Source organism: Flavobacterium sp. FlaQc-48, assembly GCF_044007335.1.
GTDB lineage: Bacteria > Bacteroidota > Bacteroidia > Flavobacteriales > Flavobacteriaceae > Flavobacterium.
Window position 1 is genome coordinate 65,897 of the sequence record NZ_JBIPCR010000018.1, and the last position, 19,820, is coordinate 85,716.

General features: G+C 34.1%; 21 protein-coding genes and 1 riboswitch. Of the genes, 11 read left to right on the forward strand and 10 right to left on the reverse strand.

Annotation, left to right across the window (positions count from 1 at the left end; all coding sequences use genetic code 11):
• The first annotated feature begins 213 nt into the window (after window positions 1–213).
• From ACHRWY_RS22330 to ACHRWY_RS22350, 5 genes are all read left to right on the forward strand, one after another.
• Complete coding sequence (locus tag ACHRWY_RS22330) at window positions 214–2,403, forward strand: TonB-dependent receptor (RefSeq protein ID WP_395357608.1); 2,190 nt, start codon at window positions 214–216, stop codon at window positions 2,401–2,403.
• Window positions 2,404–2,596: 193 nt separating this feature from the next.
• Window positions 2,597–2,902, forward strand: coding sequence for a hypothetical protein (locus ACHRWY_RS22335; protein WP_395357609.1), 306 nt, complete (start codon window positions 2,597–2,599; stop codon window positions 2,900–2,902).
• A 74-nt stretch (window positions 2,903–2,976) separates the two neighbouring features.
• The gene (locus ACHRWY_RS22340; protein WP_395357610.1) at window positions 2,977–3,678 is read left to right on the forward strand and encodes a GLPGLI family protein; all 702 of its coding nucleotides are present in this window, start codon (window positions 2,977–2,979) and stop codon (window positions 3,676–3,678) included.
• A 117-nt stretch (window positions 3,679–3,795) separates the two neighbouring features.
• Window positions 3,796–4,191: a hypothetical protein gene (locus ACHRWY_RS22345; protein ID WP_395357611.1), complete on the forward strand. Its 396-nt coding sequence runs from the start codon at window positions 3,796–3,798 to the stop codon at window positions 4,189–4,191.
• Between the two features lies 1 nt (window position 4,192).
• Entirely contained in the window at window positions 4,193–6,862 is a 2,670-nt protein-coding gene (locus tag ACHRWY_RS22350) for a carboxypeptidase-like regulatory domain-containing protein (protein WP_395357612.1), read from the forward strand.
• A gap of 6 nt (window positions 6,863–6,868) precedes the next feature.
• On the opposite strand, the gene ACHRWY_RS22355 is transcribed toward ACHRWY_RS22350, so the two are convergent.
• Window positions 6,869–7,282 (reverse strand): Rieske (2Fe-2S) protein, encoded by a 414-nt coding sequence (locus ACHRWY_RS22355; protein WP_395357613.1) that lies wholly within the window; start codon window positions 7,280–7,282, stop codon window positions 6,869–6,871.
• A gap of 155 nt (window positions 7,283–7,437) precedes the next feature.
• Between ACHRWY_RS22355 and greA the strand changes: the two genes are divergently transcribed.
• Both greA and ACHRWY_RS22365 read left to right on the forward strand, forming a co-directional pair.
• On the forward strand, window positions 7,438–7,914 hold the full coding sequence (gene greA, locus ACHRWY_RS22360) for a transcription elongation factor GreA (RefSeq protein WP_017497969.1): 477 nt from the start codon (window positions 7,438–7,440) through the stop codon (window positions 7,912–7,914).
• Between the two features lie 68 nt (window positions 7,915–7,982).
• A complete protein-coding gene (locus tag ACHRWY_RS22365) occupies window positions 7,983–8,369 on the forward strand; it encodes an HIT family protein (RefSeq protein ID WP_395357614.1) in 387 nt (128 codons plus the stop codon).
• Between the two features lie 136 nt (window positions 8,370–8,505).
• Here ACHRWY_RS22365 and ACHRWY_RS22370 read toward each other — a convergent pair whose 3' ends face one another.
• On the reverse strand, window positions 8,506–9,654 hold the full coding sequence (locus ACHRWY_RS22370; RefSeq protein WP_395357615.1) for a sensor histidine kinase: 1,149 nt from the start codon (window positions 9,652–9,654) through the stop codon (window positions 8,506–8,508).
• 160 nt (window positions 9,655–9,814) lie between these two features.
• On the opposite strand from ACHRWY_RS22370, the gene ACHRWY_RS22375 reads away from it, so the two are divergent.
• From ACHRWY_RS22375 to ACHRWY_RS22390, 4 genes are all read left to right on the forward strand, one after another.
• A complete protein-coding gene (locus tag ACHRWY_RS22375; protein ID WP_395357616.1) occupies window positions 9,815–10,705 on the forward strand; it encodes a flavin reductase family protein in 891 nt (296 codons plus the stop codon).
• A 15-nt stretch (window positions 10,706–10,720) separates the two neighbouring features.
• Complete coding sequence (locus ACHRWY_RS22380) at window positions 10,721–11,092, forward strand: DUF3127 domain-containing protein (RefSeq protein WP_395357617.1); 372 nt, start codon at window positions 10,721–10,723, stop codon at window positions 11,090–11,092.
• 178 nt (window positions 11,093–11,270) lie between these two features.
• Window positions 11,271–11,912 carry a leucyl/phenylalanyl-tRNA--protein transferase gene (gene aat / locus ACHRWY_RS22385; RefSeq protein ID WP_395357618.1) on the forward strand — a complete coding sequence of 214 codons (642 nt, stop codon included), beginning with the start codon at window positions 11,271–11,273 and terminating at the stop codon, window positions 11,910–11,912.
• A complete protein-coding gene (locus ACHRWY_RS22390; RefSeq protein ID WP_395357619.1) occupies window positions 11,912–12,721 on the forward strand; it encodes an MOSC domain-containing protein in 810 nt (269 codons plus the stop codon). Before aat ends, ACHRWY_RS22390 begins: the two co-directional genes overlap by 1 nt.
• On the opposite strand, the gene ACHRWY_RS22395 is transcribed toward ACHRWY_RS22390, so the two are convergent.
• The 8 genes from ACHRWY_RS22395 to thiS all read right to left on the reverse strand — a co-directional run bounded on the left by ACHRWY_RS22395 (window position 12,702) and on the right by thiS (window position 19,618).
• Window positions 12,702–13,412: a HesA/MoeB/ThiF family protein gene (locus ACHRWY_RS22395; RefSeq protein ID WP_395357620.1), complete on the reverse strand. Its 711-nt coding sequence runs from the start codon at window positions 13,410–13,412 to the stop codon at window positions 12,702–12,704. The two genes, ACHRWY_RS22390 and ACHRWY_RS22395, sit on opposite strands and share 20 nt — an antisense overlap.
• Window positions 13,413–13,479: 67 nt before the next feature.
• Window positions 13,480–14,601: a 2-iminoacetate synthase ThiH gene (gene thiH, locus ACHRWY_RS22400; protein ID WP_395357621.1), complete on the reverse strand. Its 1,122-nt coding sequence runs from the start codon at window positions 14,599–14,601 to the stop codon at window positions 13,480–13,482.
• Between the two features lie 98 nt (window positions 14,602–14,699).
• Window positions 14,700–15,476, reverse strand: a complete 777-nt coding sequence (locus ACHRWY_RS22405; RefSeq protein WP_395357622.1) for a thiazole synthase — start codon at window positions 15,474–15,476, stop codon at window positions 14,700–14,702.
• Window positions 15,457–16,095: a thiamine phosphate synthase gene (locus ACHRWY_RS22410; RefSeq protein ID WP_395357623.1), complete on the reverse strand. Its 639-nt coding sequence runs from the start codon at window positions 16,093–16,095 to the stop codon at window positions 15,457–15,459. The genes ACHRWY_RS22405 and ACHRWY_RS22410 overlap by 20 nt, the downstream gene beginning before the upstream one ends.
• Complete coding sequence (locus ACHRWY_RS22415) at window positions 16,085–16,840, reverse strand: hydroxymethylpyrimidine/phosphomethylpyrimidine kinase (RefSeq protein WP_395357624.1); 756 nt, start codon at window positions 16,838–16,840, stop codon at window positions 16,085–16,087. Before ACHRWY_RS22415 ends, ACHRWY_RS22410 begins: the two co-directional genes overlap by 11 nt.
• Entirely contained in the window at window positions 16,807–17,397 is a 591-nt protein-coding gene (locus tag ACHRWY_RS22420) for a thiamine phosphate synthase (protein ID WP_395357625.1), read from the reverse strand. The genes ACHRWY_RS22415 and ACHRWY_RS22420 overlap by 34 nt, the downstream gene beginning before the upstream one ends.
• Window positions 17,398–17,437: 40 nt before the next feature.
• The gene (gene thiC, locus ACHRWY_RS22425; protein WP_395357626.1) at window positions 17,438–19,261 is read right to left on the reverse strand and encodes a phosphomethylpyrimidine synthase ThiC; all 1,824 of its coding nucleotides are present in this window, start codon (window positions 19,259–19,261) and stop codon (window positions 17,438–17,440) included.
• Between the two features lie 150 nt (window positions 19,262–19,411).
• Entirely contained in the window at window positions 19,412–19,618 is a 207-nt protein-coding gene (gene thiS / locus ACHRWY_RS22430) for a sulfur carrier protein ThiS (protein ID WP_395357627.1), read from the reverse strand.
• A gap of 85 nt (window positions 19,619–19,703) precedes the next feature.
• A riboswitch (TPP riboswitch) is annotated at window positions 19,704–19,800 on the reverse strand.
• Between the last annotated feature and the right edge of the window lie 20 nt (window positions 19,801–19,820).

Here is a 19,820-nt window from a genome sequence, read left to right on the forward strand (position 1 = left end):
AACAATCTAAATATCTAAAAATCTTTCCTAAATTTGCCCTGTCTCAAAGGGGTGCTCTAAATAACGAGCTGAGATCATACCCAAAGAACCTGAGCAAGTAATGTTGCTAAGGGAAAAAACGACAATTTTAGCGTATACACTATATTTTGTCGTGAAACATTTATTAATTTAACAAAAGAATAATTCCCCCTTTTATTTGTAATTCTTTTACAGATGAAAACTTTTTTTTTAGGTGCTAAGGCACAAAAGCACAAAGGTTCTAAGTTTCATAAAATGAGCGTAACCAAATCTGTTTTTTTTCTTCTATTCTCTTTCTTCTATTCTCTTTCTTCTATTTCGCAGGAGCAGGATTCAACCAAAGTCAATAAGCTCGACGACGTTTTAGTTTCAGCAGTTCGTGTTACTTCAAAAACTCCGGTTACTTTTAGTAATATGGATAAAAAAGAAATTAAATTCAGAAATCTGGGACAGGATATTCCCGTTTTAATGAATTATTTACCATCTGTAGTTACCACTTCTGACGCAGGAGGCGGAATAGGATACACCGGTATCAGAGTCCGCGGAAGTGACGCTACAAGGGTAAATGTGACCATCAACGGAATTCCGTATAACGATTCTGAAAGCCAGGGAACTTTCTGGGTAAATATGCCTGATTTTGCCTCATCTGTAGAAAGTCTGCAGTTGCAGCGCGGTGTAGGGACCTCGACAAATGGTTCGGGAGCTTTTGGAGCGAGTTTAAATATGCTTACAGATAGTTATGCTTCAAAACCAACCGGAGAAATTTCGAGTTCTTTCGGGAGTTTCAATTCAAATAAAAATACGGTGAAATTCAGCACAGGTTTATTAAACGATCATTTTGAATTGGCCGGACGTTTGTCTACCATTAAATCGGATGGTTATGTAGATCGGGCGAGCTCTGATTTAAAATCGTATTTTCTACAAGGAACGTATGTTGGAAAAACGACTTTAATTAAAGCGTTAGTTTTTGGCGGAACCGAAAAAACATACCAGTCCTGGAACGGAATTGATGCTGAGACATTAAATTCAGACCGTACTTACAATTCTGCAGGGAAGTATAAAGATGAGGCAGGAAATGTTCATTTCTACGACAACGAAACGGATAATTACAAACAAAACCATTATCAATTGCATTGGAGTGAATCATGGTCTGATAAGTGGAGCAGTAACTTAGCTTTGCATTATACAAAAGGATTAGGGTATTATGAAAATTATAAATACGATGAACCAATTGCCGGATACGGGCCAATTCAGCCTACAAAAATGGTTGAAAACGATATGGGCGAACTAGTTCCGGGAACTGATCTAATACGTCAGAAATGGTTAGACAATGATTTTTACGGGACCACTTTCTCGGTAAAATACAAAGAAGAAAAACTGGATGTTATTGTTGGCGGAGGCAGGAATAAATACGAAGGAGATCATTATGGAAAAGTAATCTGGGCAAGAAATTCAGCGCAGTCAGAATTAGGGGATCATTATTACGATGATTATTCAACAAAAACGGATGGAAATATTTTCGCTAAAGCAAATTATCAGTTTACAGAAAAATTGAGTTTCTATGGCGACTTACAATACCGACGAGTACAATACAAAGCCAATAGTGCCGAAACAGGCCTGGTGAACGACACATTCAATTTCTTTAATCCAAAAGCAGGATTAAATTACGAAATCAATGAGAAAAATACTCTTTACTTTTCGTACGCACGTGCTAATCGTGAACCTAACAGAACCGATTATGAAGGCGGAAATGTGAAACCTGAAAAATTAAATGATTTTGAATTAGGATGGAGATTCAATTCAGAGAATTTTCAATTGAATTCTAATTTCTACTATATGGGGTATAAAGACCAATTAATCTTAACCGGAAGATTAGATGATGTTGGAGCGCCAATTCGTGCCAATACCGAAAAAAGTTACCGTTTAGGATTTGAAGTTGATGCTACGATAAAGCTTTCAGAAAAATTCCTTCTTAGGCCAAACTTCACTTTAAGCAGCAATAAAAATGTTGACTTAGCTGTTGAAGGACAATACTACGGAACAACAGATATTGCTTATTCGCCAAATGTTATTGCCGGAAATATTATTGTGTACAGCCCAATAGAGAGTTTACACGTTTCATTATTACAAAAATATGTTGGTGAGCAATATATGAACAATATCGAATTGCCTGCAGCAAAGCTGGCAGACTATTTTGTAAATGATTTGAATGTATCTTACGAGATAAAACCAAAATCGGTTTTCAAATCTATTATGATTACGGGTTTAGTAAATAATATTCTGGATAAAAAATATGTGTCAAACGGAGCCATGTGGGATATCTATCCATACTATTATCCACAGGCAGGGATTAATTTCCTGGCCGGACTGACATTGAAGTTTTAGAAATAAGTTAAAAATGAAAAAGCCTGAAGACATAAATCTTCAGGCTTTTTTATGCGTTTATCGGGTAATTTTATAAATAAATATTTGTTAAACATAAGTTAAAAATTAAGTTTATTCTTATTTATTATTGTTTGTTTTTTATGTTTGAAATGGTTAACCAAAACATATTTATAAATTTTAAACCTTTTAAATTATGAAAAAAATAATTTTTACTGCTTTTGCAGTAGTAGTGTTTAATGGAATTTCGATGGCGAATTCAATTATACAAACTGAAGATAAGATGAAAATTGATAAAGTTTCTTATCAGGATTGTAATGTTTGGGCAATGAATTTTTGTGAGGAAATAAATGGCTGGCATAGCAATAATAGTATTAATTCATATAATACTTATAGAACAATGGTGGAGTTTTGTGAATCATTTGAGAGTCAATACCTTCAGCCTATAGAAGATAATTTCATAGGAATTGAAGGAGGAATAATAGAAGTTATACAACCATAACGATTTATTAAATTTTTAATTGGCATATAGGGCTTTGAATTGACAAGGCCCTTTTAATTTTAAAATAAGATATAATGAAAAAATACATAACGAGTATCATTTTTTTGTGTTGTTTAAATTTGAATAGTCAAGTTTCTTCAGGAAAAATCACATATAATATTCAGGCGCCAGATATTGATACAAAATCAAACGACCCTAAATCTGTTATGTTGAAAAAACTGATCATAGAAAATGCAAGAAATCAATCTTTTGTTTTAGAGTTTAACAAAAATAAGTCAAGTTTTAAAAGAAGCATGAAACTGAACTTATTATCAGACAAAGAAAAAATGATTGATAAAATTACTTCTGGACTTATCACAATATCCTATAACTGTTTTTTTGATCAAAATGCTGAAAATTATATTTTGCAGACTGAAGATGGAATCTTGGTTCGGAAACCTTTTAAGTCTTTAGATTGGGAAATATTTACAGAAAGTAAAATGATTGATAATTATTTGTGTTATAAGGCATTATGCTATAAAAAAAATGTGAATATGAAGGGTGAAGAAAAAAATAGCCTGGTGACCGCTTGGTTCTCGCCAGAACTGCCCTATAGTTATGGACCTAAAGAGTTTTATGGACTACCAGGATTAATTTTAGAGCTACAAGAAGGGAAAATCATTTTTTATGCTACTGAAATATCTATTATTGATTTAAAAAAAGAGATAGATTTTCCGAAAGGAAAGACAATTACGGAAGAGGAATACCGTAGAGGTGCATTGGTACAACAATATTAGTATCAGGTTTTTTCTCTCATCTTAGTAAACAAAAGCTGTTATTGTGATAGTTTCCAATGAAGCTAAACTTTAATCTTAAACAAATTTTGATTTGATTATTTTTAAATTGTATATGAAATGGATAAAATAAAGTTTGTTTTAAGTTTTGCAGTATTGTTATTGGGAAATATTTTAATAACTCAAAAAATATACTGCCAATCAAATTTAGATATTAATAAAGTTATTTATAGACTTAGGCCTCCTGAAGGAGTAAAAGATAAAGAATTCAATAAAGAGGAAATTGATGATATGTTGAAATTTGAACAGGCTTATGAAAGAGTTGAATGTGAGCTTTATTATACAAAAAGTAAAAGTGTTTTTACTATTATTGAAAAACCGCTTTCTTATGAAAATCTTGATTATTATGTCTTAGTCGCATCGCTTGTTAGTAATAAATATTATCTAAATCTAGATAGCCAAAAAAAAATATGTTATGAAGAATTTCGAAAAAGTATAATGGCACAAAGATATTGATATGAAATACTTTATGTTCTTTTTTTTGTTTATTTTCTCACTTTCATATTCCCAAACAAGAACTTTCGTAGGAATCGTATCTGATGAAACGCTAAAACCTTTAGAATCTGCCAATGTTATTGCTAAGCCTTTGCAGGAAAAAGCAAATTTAAAATTTGCTATTGCAGATAATAAAGGACGTTATCGATTGGAGCTTGAAAAAGAGGTAAAATATGAAATTACAGTTTCCTATATTGGTTATGTTGAAGAGGTTTTTATTCTTGAATCCTCTTCAGACATAACGATACACGATTTTCGTCTTAAAGCAACTGGCGAAAACCTTAAAGAAATTGTCATCAAACACGAGTTTAAACCTATTGTTGTTAAAAAAGATACTTTAGTGTTCGATGTTAATAGTTTTGCGAATGGAAATGAACGCAAGATGAAAGAAATCCTTGAAAAACTGCCAGGTGTTGAGGTCGATAAAAACGGAACGGTTACTGTGCAGGGTAAAAAAGTAACCAAAATGCTGGTAGAAGGAAAGTCCTTTTTTGGAGGTGGTTCTAAACTGGCCGTAGAAAATATCCCTGCAGATGCCTTAGATAAAATTGAAGTTATAGATCATTTTAATGAAGTAGGTTTTATGAAACAGGTCTCAGATAGCGATGACCTGGCAATGAATGTAAAGCTTAAAGAAGATAAAAAGAAATTTGTTTTTGGAGATATAGAGGCAAGTGCCGAAGCTGGGGCAGGCGATAATGGGTTTTACCTTGCCCATGCAGCTTTGTTTTATTACAGTCCAAAAACAAATATAAGTTTTATAGGCGATGCAAATACCATTGGCAAAAGCACTTTTACGTTTGAGGATTTAATGCGGTTTGATGGTGGAGTAAGTAGTTTTCTTTCTGGTAGAAAATCATTATCAAATTTATATTCTTTTTCTAATGATAATACTGATGTAGTCAGGAACAAATCGCAATTTGGGGCAGTTAATTTTAGTCATGATGTTTCTTCTAAACTTTCTGTTTCAGGTTTTAGTATATTTTCTAAAGTTTTAATGGCTTCAGGAATAGACAGCAAGAATGAATATTTAAATAATAGTACAATTACTTTTGAAAGTAAAAACAGAAATGCAGAAAATACCTCAGTATTAGGAATAGGAAATGTAAAATTAGATTATTCGCCCTCTACTAAAGAAAAATGGTATTACAATGGACAGTATCAATCAAGCACAAATGATTTGATGAGCACCCTGAATTCACTAACAAATTTAGGCTCCAGTATTTTTGAAACGATGAATAAATCCGATAACGCTTCTGTAAAGCAATATATTGAATGGCATAAAAATTACAATAAAAATAATACTACAACATTTGTTATTAATCAGGCCTATACTAAAATTACACCAATAAATAATTGGTTTACAAATGAATCCTTTTTACAAGGATTAATACCTTTAGAAAAAGATGATACTTATACACTCAATCAGATAAAAAAAACGGAGGTAAATAGTATCGATGCACTTTTTAAATATTATTGGATTATAAATAACTCCAACCATTTATACGCCCATATTGGTAATAACCATGAATCTTCTAATTTTAAAACATCAGAAAAGCAGATTTTAACAGATGGTTCTATTAATGATTTTGCAGATGCCGGTTTTGGTAACAATATTAAATATAAGCTAAATGATGCTTATGTAGGTTTAGAATATAAATTTAAAATAGGTAAATGGGTTAACAAACCTGGTCTTTATTTGCATTGGTATCAATTAAATACTAATCAGAATACAGGTAATAATACAGTTTCAAAGACGCTATTTCAGCCGCAATGGAATAGTGATTATGAATTTAATAAATCAGAGACCTTAAATTTTACTTATAAATTAGAAAATAAATTTCCAGAGGTAAACCAGCTGGCAGACAGATACACTTTAGAATTTTATAATGCTGTATTTAAAGGTAATGCATTATTACAAAATGAAAAATATCACTCAGCTAATTTGCGTTATTCAAAAATGAATTCCTATAGAGGAATTATGTGGAATGGGATGCTGAATTATTCTCAAAAAGTAAAAGTAATTCGAAATGAAATTCAATTAGATGGAATAAATCAATTTAACACTCCGGTTTTGACTGATAATCCCGAAACTAGTATTGGTTTTAATGGTTCAGTTTCTAAGCGAATTTATCGATTTAATTTGAAATTGAATACAAGGTTATCATGGTTTGAATATTCGCAAACTTTAAATGAAATTACCACAACTAATAGAAGGGATAATCAGAATATTGGTTTGGTTTTTAAAACAGCAAATAAAAAGTGGCCGGATATTAGTGTCGGTTATAATAAAGGATTTAGCAGTTTTTCAGGTTTGACAAAATCTCACTTTCAGACTGATGCTTTAACAGGGGCATTCGAAGCTGCTTTTTTTAAATTTTTGACCTATAAAATTAATTATGATTACCTAAGAAATAAAGATAGCAGAAATCAATCTAACTACTATGATATGATAGATACTTCATTGTTTTATCAGAAAAAAAATAATCCCTTTGGTTTTCAGTTAAGTGTGACTAATTTACTGGATCTAAAAAAGAAATATACTAATAAGTTTTCAGATTATATAATTAGCGAACAGTCAACTTATATTTTACCTCGGGCTATTATGTTTTCAATATCTTATAAATTGTAGTAAGTTCTAATTATAAACGTGAATCACAGTTCCGCTTACTTCAACACGATATTGTTTTAGTGGGTATTCTTTTCCGCCAAGTCCGGTAAACAAACTATATTCTGTTTTGTCGCACGAGCAAACAGCATTGATGCCGTTTAGGGTCATGGCATTGCATGAAGTGATGGCCTGATTGGGACAGGCAGCATCAAATGCGTTATAACCGCTTCCGGCATTAAAAATAATAATTCCTTTTGCTCCGTAGTTAGGAACTATAACGCCATTACTTACAAACTTAAGATTTGAATAAGCAGGCAAATTCATGTCAACAGACAAATTGACCGCATAACTTGGAATGTAAGGATTTTTGTTGCTGATACCATTATCACTACAAGAGAAAAGAACAGAAACAAATACAATTAAGACCCAGAATTTTTTCATTATTTTAATAAGAATTAGTGAAACAAAAATAAAATATTTAGATTTGAAATCTATATGATTAACATATAATTATGTACTATAAAAAATAATAGTATATTTGTAATACAAAATCCCATCCCAATGGGATTTTTTGTATTTATATAAACGATGAAGTTATGAGTAAAGTATCTTATTATACAGCAGAAGGATTAAAAAAATTAAAAGATGAGTTGGAGCATTTAAAAAGTGTAATGCGTCCTAAGGCATCTCAAGATATAGCAGAAGCAAGAGATAAAGGTGATTTGTCTGAAAACGCCGAATATGATGCAGCAAAAGAAGCACAGGGTTTGTTAGAAATGAGAATTGCTAAACTCGAAGAAGTGTACTCTAATGCAAGATTAATAGACGAATCGCAACTTGATGTTTCTAAAGCATTGGTGCTTTCTAATGTGAAAATAAAAAACCAAAGCAACGGAATGGAAATGAAATACACACTTGTTGCTGAAAGTGAAGCGGATTTAAAAACCGGAAAAATCTCTGTAACCTCTCCTATTGGAAAAGGTTTACTGGGAAAATCTGTTGGAGAAGTAGCCGAAATTACAGTACCAAACGGAGTTTTGAAATTCGAAATATTAGAAATTACAAGAGACTAAATAGTTCTAAAAGTTTAACCGTTTATTTTCTAATCGGTTAAACGGATAAATGATTAAACGGATAAACAATGTCAATATTTACCAAAATAGTAAACGGAGAAATTCCTTCATATAAAATTGCTGAAGATGATCATTATCTGGCTTTTTTAGATGTAAACCCAAATGCAAAGGGACACACGCTATGTATTCCAAAACAAGAAATCGATAAGATTTTTGATATGGAAGATGAGTTGTATTTAGGATTGATGAAATTTTCTAAGAAAATTGCAATTGCTTTAGAAAAAACGGTTCCCTGCAAAAGAGTCGGAATGGCAGTGGTAGGTTTAGAAGTTCCCCATGCACACGTACATTTAATTCCGTTAAACGAAATGGATGAAATGCGTTTTCACAATAAAGTATCACTTTCTAAAGAAGAATTTGGAGCATTGGCTAAAAGCATTCAGGCGAATTTGTAAAATTCAGAAATGCTTTTTTGAGGTATTCAGGTTGGGCTAAAGCGAAACAAACCTCTCATTTTAGAATGTAAAAGAATTTTGTACGAGCGAGGTTTAACAGTCAAAATAAAAAGATAAAGTGTAGTAAAGTAATTTGCTACACTTTTTTATTTAGCGAAATCTGAAAAGTAGTTCCTTTTCCAATCTCAGAATGCAAAACTTTTATTTTTCCGCTATGATATTCTTCGACTATTCTTTTGGTTAAAGAAAGCCCTAATCCCCAACCGCGTTTTTTAGTCGTAAAACCAGGTTCAAAAATCCTTTTGAATTGCTTTTTTTGAATTCCGGTTCCGGAATCTTTCACGTTTATTTTTACATGATGCGCATCTTGTTCAATTTGCAGATCCAGAGTCCCCTTTCCTTTCATGGCATCGATCGCATTTTTAACGAGATTTTCGATAGTCCAGCTATGTAAAGTCGGATTTATCATTCCTAAAATAGGTTCTTTTGGCCCGTGATAAGAAAAAGTAACTTGTTTAGAAAAACGAGATTGTAAATATTCATAGGAATTCAAAGTTTCAGTCACAATATCATGTGCCTCTAAAACAGGAACAGAACCTATTTTAGAAAAACGATCTGTAATAGTTTGAAGCCGTTCAATATCTTTTTCAATTTCTAAGGTTATAGATGGGTCAATTTCTTCGGTTTTTAATATTTCCACCCAACCTATTAAAGAAGATAATGGCGTTCCAATTTGATGCGCTGTTTCTTTTGCCATTCCGGCCCATAGTTTGTTTTGAGTCGCCATTTTGGTACTCTTGTAAAAATTATAAATCAAAGCGCCAAACAAAAAAATAATCAGTAACAGGGCAACAGGATAATATTTAAGTTTATTGAGTAAAGCAGAATTACCATAATATAGTTCCTGATGCTTTCCGGGAGCGTATTCAATGACAATTGGATCATTTTCGTTTTTTAAATTATTTAAGTACGAAACAGACTTTTCTTTGTTTTGAAGAATTTCTTCCGGAACATTTACAGAACTGATAACTTTGTCATACATGGTTAGCATAACGGGTACAGAAGTATTATTGTTTATAATCTCAAGAGGTAAATCCAGGTCAGTATTCTCATCTGCATTTACCAATGTCTTCTGTGCATCTGCCCAAAGATTCATTTTTAGCCTTTCTTCATTTTTAAAAATTTGAAAAAAAGTATAGGTGTTCCAAAGAATCAAAGAAATGATTGAAAAGGAAATGAAAATGATTACCCAACGAGTTGTATTTCTACTTTCAGAAAAACGCATAAACTAATTTTTGAGGTATAAATATAACGAAATAAACACATGTAATATTTTGTAAAGCTTTAAAGATTTTTTTGTTTTTAAGGCTAAAGTATTTCTTTGGCAGAAACGATTTCTCTACTTTTGTGGTTGCCGGAATGAGATTCGGTTAAAAAGAAGAAATATGATTAGCATCGACCCAAAAGAGATACCAACGGCAAAATTACATGGTTACTTACAAAGTGCCGTAGGACCACGACCAATCGCTTTTGCAAGTACAATAAGTGCAAAGGGAATTCCCAATTTGTCGCCATTTAGTTTCTTTAATGTTTTCAGTGCCAATCCGCCTATTTTGATTTTTTCGCCGGCACGTCGTGTGCGTGACAATACGGTAAAGCATACGCTGGTCAATGCCGAAGCAACTCGCGAAGTTGTGATCAACGTCGTCAATTATGATTTAGTACAGCAAACATCATTAGCCAGTACAGAATATGCTGAAGGAGTAAATGAATTTATAAAAGCAGGGCTAACACAAATTTCGTCAGATTTAGTAAAACCCTACCGTGTAAAAGAGTCTCCGGTGCAGTTTGAGTGTAAAGTCACGCAGATTATTTCGTTAGGAGATCAGGGCGGAGCCGGAAATCTGATTCTTTGTGAAGTAGTTAAAATGCATATTCATGAAGCTGTTTTAGACGAAAGCGGCGCTATTGACCAACACAAAATTGATCTGGTTTCGAGATTAGGAAGTAACTGGTATTCAAGATCAAATGAAGGACTTTTTGAAGTGCCAAAACCACTAACAACTTTAGGGGTTGGCGTAGATGTAATTCCAAATTTCATTAAAGAAAGCCCCGTTTTTAGCGGAAATGATCTTGGAAAATTAGGTAACATAGAAGCCTTGCCTACAACAGAAGAAGTTAGTATATTTGTGAAAGAAAACTTTTCGGTAAAAGGAGTATTAAGTTCCGATGATCAGGAAAAGATACATTTAGAAGCGAAAAAATATCTTAATAATGATGATATTTTATCAGCATGGAAAGTGCTTTTAGCAAAAAAAATAGAAAAGAAACAATAATTAATATAGAAGAAGATGGAAGTTACAGGAAAAGTAAAAGTGGTTAACCCAGAGCAACAAGTTAGTGCTGCATTTAAAAAAAGAGAGTTGGTTGTTACCACAGATGAGCAGTATCCACAGCATATTTTGATCGAATTTACACAAGATAAATGCGATTTATTAAGTAGCTACAAACAAGGAGAGGCAGTAAAAGTTTCTATCAATTTAAGAGGAAGAGAATGGGTTAATCCACAAGGAGAAACCAGATATTTCAATAGTATTCAAGGTTGGAGAATCGAAAGAGTAGCACCAGAAGGACCTGGGCAAACTCCTCCAATGCCTGCTGCTGAAGCTTTTGCACCAGCAACTAATTTGAACGAAGACGAACCAGACGATTTACCTTTCTAAAAAGGTTTAAGTTCCAAAAACAAAATTCCAAATTCCAATTCATAAAATATGTAATTGGAGTTTGGAATTTTGTTTTTACGCTCAGTTTGTGTTAGTTCTTTGTCAAAGTTTGAAACTTTGACAAAGAAACTGCTCAATTTGGTGTTTGGAATTTAAAAAATTAGAATTTATTTAAAAGATGTATTATATAATCAAAGACTTATTTTTTCCTCCAGTTTCAGAAGCCGATGAAGAAGGCATTCTGGCAATTGGCGGCGATTTAGATCCGGAAAGATTAAAGTTAGCTTACAAAAGCGGCATATTTCCCTGGTTTAACGAAGGAGATCCAATTATTTGGTGGTCGCCGGATCCACGAATGGTCCTGTTTTTAGAAGAATTGATTGTGTCTAAAAGTATGCGAAACATCATAAACCGGAATCAGTTTAAAGTCACTTTTAATCAAAATTTTAAAGCGGTAATTTCCAATTGCCAAAAAATAAAACGGGATGGTCAAAACGGGACCTGGATCTCAAATGACATGATTGATGCGTATTGCAAACTAAATGAAGAAGGAATTGCAAAATCTGTTGAGGTTTGGCAGGATGAGGTTTTAGTAGGTGGTTTGTATGGTATTGATTTAGGCCATGTTTTTTGTGGTGAAAGTATGTTCTCTAAAGTATCAAATGCATCAAAAGTTGCTTTTATCGCTTTGGTGAATTATTTAAAGAAAGAGAATTACAAACTTTTAGATTGTCAGGTTTATAATCCGCATTTGGAGAGTTTAGGTTGTCGCGAAATTGATCGTGAAGAATTTATGTCTATTTTAGAAAACAAAGCGTAATGAGTGCAAGTTATAGTGTAAAAGAAATTTATATTTATCCGATAAAAAGCTTAGCGGGAATTAGTTGCCAGAATGCTTTAGCAGAAGAAATGGGATTTGAAAATGATCGAAGATGGATGTTGATTGACTCTGAAAATCAATTTATAACACAAAGAGAACATCGAATCTTAAGTCAGTTTTACCCGCAAATTTCAGATGGGAAAATCAGTATTGTTTTTCAGGAGCATAAGCATGAATTTTCTATTAAGGAGCACCTAGATGATCCTGTAAAAGTGAATGTTTGGGATGATAAAAGTGAAGTAGTTGAGGTAAATCATTCAACTTCTAAATGGTTCAGCGAACGTTTGGGTTTTGAATGTAAGCTGGTTAAAATCATTAAATCCGGAGATCGTAAACATGAAAGTTCACGATTAAAAGAAATCTTTAATGTAAGTCTTGCCGATGGTTACCCATATTTAATGATCGGAAGTCAAAGTTTAGATTTTTTAAATGAAAAATTAGCAGATAAAATTACCATTTTAAGATTTCGCCCAAATATTCTAATAAGCTCCCAAACTCCTCATGAAGAAGATGATTTTACAACTTTTAAAATAGGAGAAGTAGAATTTAAAAACGTAAAACCCTGTGGAAGATGTATCATGGTGAATAATGATCCTGAAAATGGTAAATTAAAAAAAGAACCTCTCAAAACCTTAAGTAAATATCGAGTAGTGGATAATTCCGTTTTATTTGGAACCAATATTGTGAGTTTAAATTCGGGAGTTATTAGTGTTGGAGATGAAATTGTTTTTAGAAATTCAATTTTGTGAAGCTGTAATTCAACGTGTTAAAGAGAACTAATTCATTTTTTAAGGTAGGTAATCCTAAAATTAGCTTCAGCGTTTCATGCGCCATCATAGTGCCAATAATTCCGGGTAAAGTTCCCAGAACACCATTTAAATTACAATTCGGAACATCTTTTGGATCTGGCATTTCGGGAAATAAATCACGCAAATTTTTACTTCCTTTATGATTAAAAATTGCAATTTGTCCTTCAAATTTTAAAATACTACCGTAAACCAATGTTTTTTGTAAAGCAACGCAAGTATCATTTACTAAATAACGTGTTGCAAAATTATCCGAACCATCTACGACAATATCATATTGCTGAATAATTTTTGATGCGTTTTCGATTGTCATTTTTTCCGGAATTGCAACGACTTTGATCAACGGATTTAGCTTTGAAACTACTTCTTTGGCAACAAGAGCTTTTTCGTGACCAATTTCATTTTCAGTATATAAAATCTGTCTGTGTAAATTATGAATTTCGATTGTATCAAAATCCATAATGCCAATAAAACCAACACCTGCAGTTGCAATATATTGCAGAATCGGACAACCTAGACCGCCCGCTCCAATTACCAAAACTTTTGCTTTTTTTAGTTTTTCCTGACCTTCATCCCCAATTTCAGGTAATATGGTTTGTCTGTTGTAACGAAGAAATTCTTTTATGATACTCATTTTGTAAATTGTAAAAGGTAAAATGTGATTTGTAAAACCTGAAACCTGAAACTTGTAACTTCAAATGTTAAACCTGATAACTAAAATTTTTGTCCCAATCTTTCCAAACGGCTTCGTAGCCTGAATTTGTGATGATTTGCGCGATTTCTTTTGCTGAACGTTCATCACTTATTTCGAATTGTTCCAAAGATTGCGGGTCAACTACATAACCACCCGGATTGGTTTTAGAACCTGCACTCATACTCGTAACTCCAATAGGGATAATGTTGTTTCTGAATTTTTCATTTTCCCGGGTCGAAATTGAGATTTCAAGATCTTCATTCCATAAACGGTACGCACAAATAAGTTGTGTTAAATCCTTATCATCCATAATGAAATTGGGTTCGATAATCCCTTCCGCAGGACGTAATCTCGGAAAAGAAACCGAATATTTAGTCTGCCAGTATTTCTTTTGAAGATAATCAAGATGCAGGGCATTAAAGAAACTATCTGTCCGCCAATCTTCCAAACCTAATAAAACGCCCAGGCCTATTTTATGAATTCCTGCGGTTCCAATTCGGTCAGGAGTTTCCAGTCTATAATCGAAATTTGATTTTTTGCCTTTGGTATGGTATTTTTTGTAAACTTCCTGATGATAGGTTTCCTGATACACTAAAACCGAATAAACTCCGACTTCATGCAAACGCTCATAATCTTCTGTGGAAAGTGGCTGAACTTCAACAGAAATAATCGAAAACTCTTTCCTGATTAAAGTAATGGCATTCAGAAAATAATTAATATTCACGGTATAATTTGCTTCACCTGTAACCAGTAAGACGTGATCAAAACCTGTGTTTTTTAATGCTTCCACTTCAAGTTTAATTTCGGTATCAGAAAGGGTTTTTCGTTTGATTTTATTGTCTAAACTAAACCCACAGTAGGTACAAATGTTCTGACACTCGTTACTTAGATAAAGTGGTGCATACATTTGAATAGTCTTGCCAAAACGTTTTTTGGTGATTTCATGGCATTCCTGCGCCATTTGCTCTAAATAGTTTTGGGCAACGGGAGAAATCAGAATTAGAAAATCATCGAGATGTCGTTTGGTTTTGGCCAAAGAACGTTCTACATCTTTTGATGTGGTTTGATATATTTTTGATTGGATGGTATCCCAATCGTATTGTTCAAAAACCGACTTAAATGTTTTCATAGTTTTTTAACCGCAAAGAGCGCGGAGATTTACGCAAGGTTTGCAAAGCTTTGCGTTCTTAGCGCTTTTCTTTGCGGACTTTGCGGTTAAATTATTTATTAGTCATATAAAAAAGAGGTTAGCGGACTAGAAGCAATTGCATAATTTTGCTGATGAGCAATTTTAGCCTCAAAAGCTTTTCGCCCTGCAATAACAGCTTCTCGAAAAGCCTCTGCCATTAGTTTTGGGTTTCCTGCTACGGCAATAGCGGTATTCACCAAAACAGCATCAGCGCCAATTTCCATTGCTTTTGCAGCGTCAGACGGAGAACCAATTCCGGCGTCGATGATAACCGGAACATTGCTTTGCTCCATTATAATCTCCAGAAAATCGATTGTCTTTAAACCTTTATTGCTTCCAATAGGAGAACCTAAAGGCATCACGGCAGTTGTTCCGGCATTCTCTAAATGTTTACATAAAACAGGATCTGCATGAATATAAGGCAAAACAAAAAATCCAAGTTTAGCCAATTCTTCTGTTGCCTTTAGAGTTTCTATCGGATCCGGCATTAAGTATTTTGGATCCGGATGAATCTCTAGTTTTAGCCAGTTGGTTTCTAAAGCTTCTCTTGCTAATTGTGCAGCAAAAACGGCTTCTTTGGCATTTCTGGCTCCCGAAGTATTAGGTAATAAATGAATATTCGGATGTTGTAAATGCGATAAAATAGCATCGGTTTCTGTTTCTAAATCAATGCGTTTTAGGGCAACAGTAACCAATTCGCTTCCTGATGCTAAAATGGCTTCTTCCATTTGTCTGTTCGACCCAAATTTCCCGGTTCCTAAAAACAGGCGGGAGGTTAGGGTTTTATCTCCAATTTTAAACAATGACGTTTGCATATAACTTTTCGTTTAGTAGTTGAATTAATTTCTTTTTCTGATCGCTATTTGTGATCATTCCGGAAACTGCGATACCATGAATTCCGGTTTCCATTAAGGAATTTAGATCCTCTAATTCGATTCCTCCAATAGCATAAACCGGAATTTTGAGATCGGTACGTTTCATTTTTTGAAGAATCTCAAAGTAGCCTGACAAACCTAGAACAGGGCTTAATTTTTCTTTTGTACGGGTAAATCTAAAAGGACCTAAGCCAATATAGTCACAGCCATTTTTCACATGATTCTCAATATCTTCAAAAGTATTTGCTGTACCGCCTATAATTTTTGTATTACCCAAAATAGCTCTGGCTTCATCAATTTTCATGTCTGACAGCCCTAAATGTACTCCGTCTGCCGCTATTTGTTGAGCGAGATACAGATTGTCGTTTACAATAAAATTGGCCAGATACTCTTCGCATAAAAACTTTACAGCCTCCGCTAAAGCAAAAGTGTTTTTAGTAGTCTGATCCTTAAATCGCATTTGTATCCAATCGCAACCGGCATCTAATGCACGATGAATATTGTACAATTGTTCTTCTATGGTTTTTCCTTGTGAAATGTATTGTAGTTTATGGTACATAATGATAGCCTATTAAGGTTGAAGTTGAACTCAGGTATTTTTCAATGTAGGTTTTAGCATTTTTGCAAGCTTCTTTTTTGAATTGATTTAGGGCTAAATTTGCGGCAATGGCAGAGGATAAAACACAACCGGAACCATGTTTCCCGAAGCATTCTTTAGCAGATGGAAGCAAATCAATAATTTCATCTTTTAGAAATAATCGATCTGTTCCAATTTCAGAAGGATTGTGCCCGCCTTTTAATAAAACAGAAGTTGAGATTTCATTTTTAAGCCAAAGTTTATTCGAAATAAAACCCGGAAACAAAATTTCTATTTCATTATAGTTAGGTGTAATCAAGTCGATTTTGGATAGCATTTTATTCAAATCCAATTGATCTTCAATCGTCATAAATTCGAATGCTGTAGTTGATTTTAAAACCGGATCCCAAACAATTTTTGTGGCTGGTGATACTACTTTTATGGTCGACAGGATTTGGTTTAGATAATGTAAAGAGGGAACAATTCCAATTTTGACAGCTTTGATTTCATAGTTTTTAAATAATTTTTCAATAGATCGAATTACAAAACTCAAATCTGTCCATTCGATTTCAAAAAACTCGTTTTCAGTCTGGATGGTATTGGCGGTTGTTATGGCAAATCCGGTAACCTGATGCTGTTCGAATGTTTTGATATCAGCCAAAACACCAGCACCGCCAGATGGGTCAAAACCTGCTATGCTAAGTACAATTGGGCGATTTGCTGACATAATTTGAATTGTTTTATTGGGTTTTCGTTATTCCAGATGCTTCCTAAAAGAGCTATATTGTCAAAACCATTTTCAAGAGTTTTTGGGATGTTTTTAGCATCAATTCCGCCAAGAGCGACAAGTTTTGTTTTATGATTTGTTCTTGATTTTAAAGCTTCAAAAAGGTTCTCTTTTGGATGATAATCTTCTTTAGAAATACTTTGATAAACAGGACTTAGAAATGCATAATCAAAATTATTTTCTAATGAATTGAAATCTTCGATAGCATGTGTTGATGTTGAAAATATCCTTTGATCATGATTAATTGAAAAACTATCTTTCCGTTCCTTTTCAGAAAAATGAATTCGGTTAATGCCAAAATCTTCAGCTAAATCATGATGATTGTGTAATACCAAATTCGATCTATATTCCAGTTTTATCTGATGAATAAATTGAGCCATTTCTATCTTAGAAAAATCGGGTTTCCTGATATGAAGCAAAGACAATCCCTCTTCAAATAAAGAATCAATAATGCTGATTTCATTTGCAATAACAGAAGGATTTGTAATTACGATCATACTCTGTATTCTTTACTCTTTTTTCTATATTCTAAAAAAATTAAATATAAATCTCTTTCCCTTGCTCGATAAACTCTTCTGATTTTTCCTGCATGCCTTTTTCGGCAGCAGCAACGTCACGAATTTCCTGAGATATTTTCATAGAACAGAATTTTGGGCCACACATCGAACAGAAATGGGCCACTTTTGCACCATCGGCAGGAAGTGTTTCATCGTGAAATTCTCTGGCTGTGTCAGGGTCTAATGATAAATTAAACTGATCTTCCCAACGGAATTCGAAGCGGGCTTTGCTTAAGGCATTATCACGATATTGTGCTCCCGGATGACCTTTGGCCAAATCAGCAGCATGAGCTGAAATTTTATAAGTAATCACACCGTCTTTGACATCTTTTTTGTTGGGTAAGCCAAGGTGTTCTTTTGGCGTAACATAACATAGCATAGCACAACCATACCATCCAATCATCGCAGCTCCAATTGCAGATGTGATGTGATCGTAACCTGGTGCAATATCTGTAGTTAGCGGGCCCAAAGTATAAAATGGGGCTTCATGACAATGTTCTAATTGTTTGTCCATGTTTTCCTTAATCATGTGCATGGGTACGTGACCAGGCCCCTCAATAAAAACCTGAACATCATGTTTCCAGGCAATTTTTGTCAGTTCACCTAATGTTTCCAGTTCTGCAAATTGAGCTGCATCATTGGCATCTGCAATAGAGCCCGGACGTAAACCATCGCCTAAAGAAAAAGCAACATCATATTGTTTCATGATTTCGCAAATTTCCTCGAAATGAGTATATAAGAAGTTTTCTTTATGATGGAATAAACACCATTTTGCCATAATTGATCCGCCACGCGAAACGATTCCTGTGACACGATCGGCAGTTAAGTGAATGTAACGCAACAAAACTCCGGCATGAATCGTGAAATACGAAACACCTTGTTCTGCCTGTTCGATCAGGGTATCACGGAAAACTTCCCAGGTTAAATCTTCGGCAATTCCTTTTACTTTTTCTAAAGCCTGGTAGATAGGAACAGTACCAATAGGGACTGGCGAATTACGAATAATCCATTCTCTGGTTTCGTGGATGTTTTTTCCTGTCGATAAATCCATGATTGTATCTGCTCCCCAACGACAAGCCCAGACTGCTTTTTCAACTTCTTCTTCAATGCTTGATGTTACGGCGCTGTTCCCGATATTGGCGTTTATTTTTACTAAAAAATTGCGGCCAACAATCATTGGTTCACTTTCGGGATGGTTGATATTGTTTGGGATTATGGCTCTTCCGCAAGCGACTTCACTACGCACAAATTCCGGCGTGATTTTGCTTTTTGGTGTGTTGGCTCCAAAACTATGTCCGTTATGCTGACATTTCATGGCGCTGGTTTGCTCGTTTAAAAGTTCGATGCGTTGGTTTTCGCGAATCGCGATATATTCCATTTCAGGGGTTATGATGCCTTGTTTGGCGTAATAGAGTTGTGTTACATTTGCTCCTTTTTTTGCACGTTTTGGCTGATGTAAATATTCGAAACGAAGATGATTTAAACTTTCATCTTTCAATCGTGTTTGTCCGTAATCTGAAGTGATTTCGTTTAAGATTTCGACATCGTTTCTGTTTAAAATCCATGCTTCTCTCAATCGTGGCAATCCTTTACGAATATCAATCTCGATCTTTGGATCGGTGTATGGGCCGGAAGTATCGTAAATTGTTACAGGTGGATTTTTTTCGATTCCGCCATTAGAAAATTTTGTGTCGCTAAGGATTACTTCGCGCATTGCTACTTCTATTGGGTGAATTTCGCCTTTTACGTATACTTTTTTGGAGTTTGGAAAAGGGGTTCTGGAGATTTTTTCTTCGTTAGTCATAGGAAGGGGTTTAATTTCGTTTTTTTTTTTGTTTCAAGTTTCAGGTTTCAGCTTTCAGGTTTTGGATCTTGATTGTGGTTTTTTGGGGTTGTTTCCCAAAGAGGCATACGGTAGTGCGTTTTGGGTTAGGTTTCAATTGGAATTTGATTCCTAGCCTCCCTGTGTTGCAGAAATGATTAGAATTTCGTCAGTTTCGTGTACGAGATGTTGGCTCCAATTACTTTTTGGAACAACGGTATTATTAATAGCAACGGCGATTCCGTTTTGTTTGTGTGGAATTTCGAGATCGAGCAATGATTGAACGCTTAGCGATTCAGCATTGAATTGTTTGATTTGTTGGTTGATTTTTAGTTCCATTCCTTCTTGATTTAGAGATTATCGAAAGGCACTTTTGTGCGTCTCTACTCTAGGAATGGCTACAATTACGCATAAAAATGCGCGCAGAAGTCATCTTACTTTTCCCTACGCTAGTATGAACTAGATCAGGTTCAGAGGGTAAAATCTCAGCCTACAAGTTGTAGACACCCCTAAAGTGTGAAGCAAATATATGTAAATTTTG

Excerpts from the sequence above, each read along its gene's own strand:
- ACHRWY_RS22420 (WP_395357625.1), bottom strand. The coding sequence starts at position 17,397 with ATGATCGTAATTACAAATCCTTCTGTTATTGCAAATGAAATCAGCATT.
- aat (WP_395357618.1), top strand. The coding sequence starts at position 11,271 with ATGTATTATATAATCAAAGACTTATTTTTTCCTCCAGTTTCAGAAGCC.
- ACHRWY_RS22350 (WP_395357612.1), top strand. The coding sequence starts at position 4,193 with ATGAAATACTTTATGTTCTTTTTTTTGTTTATTTTCTCACTTTCATAT.
- ACHRWY_RS22370 (WP_395357615.1), bottom strand. The coding sequence starts at position 9,654 with ATGCGTTTTTCTGAAAGTAGAAATACAACTCGTTGGGTAATCATTTTC.
- thiH (WP_395357621.1), bottom strand. The coding sequence starts at position 14,601 with ATGAAAACATTTAAGTCGGTTTTTGAACAATACGATTGGGATACCATC.
- thiC (WP_395357626.1), bottom strand. The coding sequence starts at position 19,261 with ATGACTAACGAAGAAAAAATCTCCAGAACCCCTTTTCCAAACTCCAAA.
- ACHRWY_RS22330 (WP_395357608.1), top strand. The coding sequence starts at position 214 with ATGAAAACTTTTTTTTTAGGTGCTAAGGCACAAAAGCACAAAGGTTCT.
- ACHRWY_RS22355 (WP_395357613.1), bottom strand. The coding sequence starts at position 7,282 with ATGAAAAAATTCTGGGTCTTAATTGTATTTGTTTCTGTTCTTTTCTCT.
- ACHRWY_RS22415 (WP_395357624.1), bottom strand. The coding sequence starts at position 16,840 with ATGTCAGCAAATCGCCCAATTGTACTTAGCATAGCAGGTTTTGACCCA.
- thiS (WP_395357627.1), bottom strand. The coding sequence starts at position 19,618 with ATGGAACTAAAAATCAACCAACAAATCAAACAATTCAATGCTGAATCG.
- ACHRWY_RS22390 (WP_395357619.1), top strand. The coding sequence starts at position 11,912 with ATGAGTGCAAGTTATAGTGTAAAAGAAATTTATATTTATCCGATAAAA.
- ACHRWY_RS22335 (WP_395357609.1), top strand. The coding sequence starts at position 2,597 with ATGAAAAAAATAATTTTTACTGCTTTTGCAGTAGTAGTGTTTAATGGA.
- ACHRWY_RS22410 (WP_395357623.1), bottom strand. The coding sequence starts at position 16,095 with ATGTACCATAAACTACAATACATTTCACAAGGAAAAACCATAGAAGAA.
- greA (WP_017497969.1), top strand. The coding sequence starts at position 7,438 with ATGAGTAAAGTATCTTATTATACAGCAGAAGGATTAAAAAAATTAAAA.
- ACHRWY_RS22375 (WP_395357616.1), top strand. The coding sequence starts at position 9,815 with ATGATTAGCATCGACCCAAAAGAGATACCAACGGCAAAATTACATGGT.
- ACHRWY_RS22380 (WP_395357617.1), top strand. The coding sequence starts at position 10,721 with ATGGAAGTTACAGGAAAAGTAAAAGTGGTTAACCCAGAGCAACAAGTT.
- ACHRWY_RS22340 (WP_395357610.1), top strand. The coding sequence starts at position 2,977 with ATGAAAAAATACATAACGAGTATCATTTTTTTGTGTTGTTTAAATTTG.
- ACHRWY_RS22365 (WP_395357614.1), top strand. The coding sequence starts at position 7,983 with ATGTCAATATTTACCAAAATAGTAAACGGAGAAATTCCTTCATATAAA.
- ACHRWY_RS22405 (WP_395357622.1), bottom strand. The coding sequence starts at position 15,476 with ATGCAAACGTCATTGTTTAAAATTGGAGATAAAACCCTAACCTCCCGC.
- ACHRWY_RS22395 (WP_395357620.1), bottom strand. The coding sequence starts at position 13,412 with ATGAGTATCATAAAAGAATTTCTTCGTTACAACAGACAAACCATATTA.
- ACHRWY_RS22345 (WP_395357611.1), top strand. The coding sequence starts at position 3,796 with ATGGATAAAATAAAGTTTGTTTTAAGTTTTGCAGTATTGTTATTGGGA.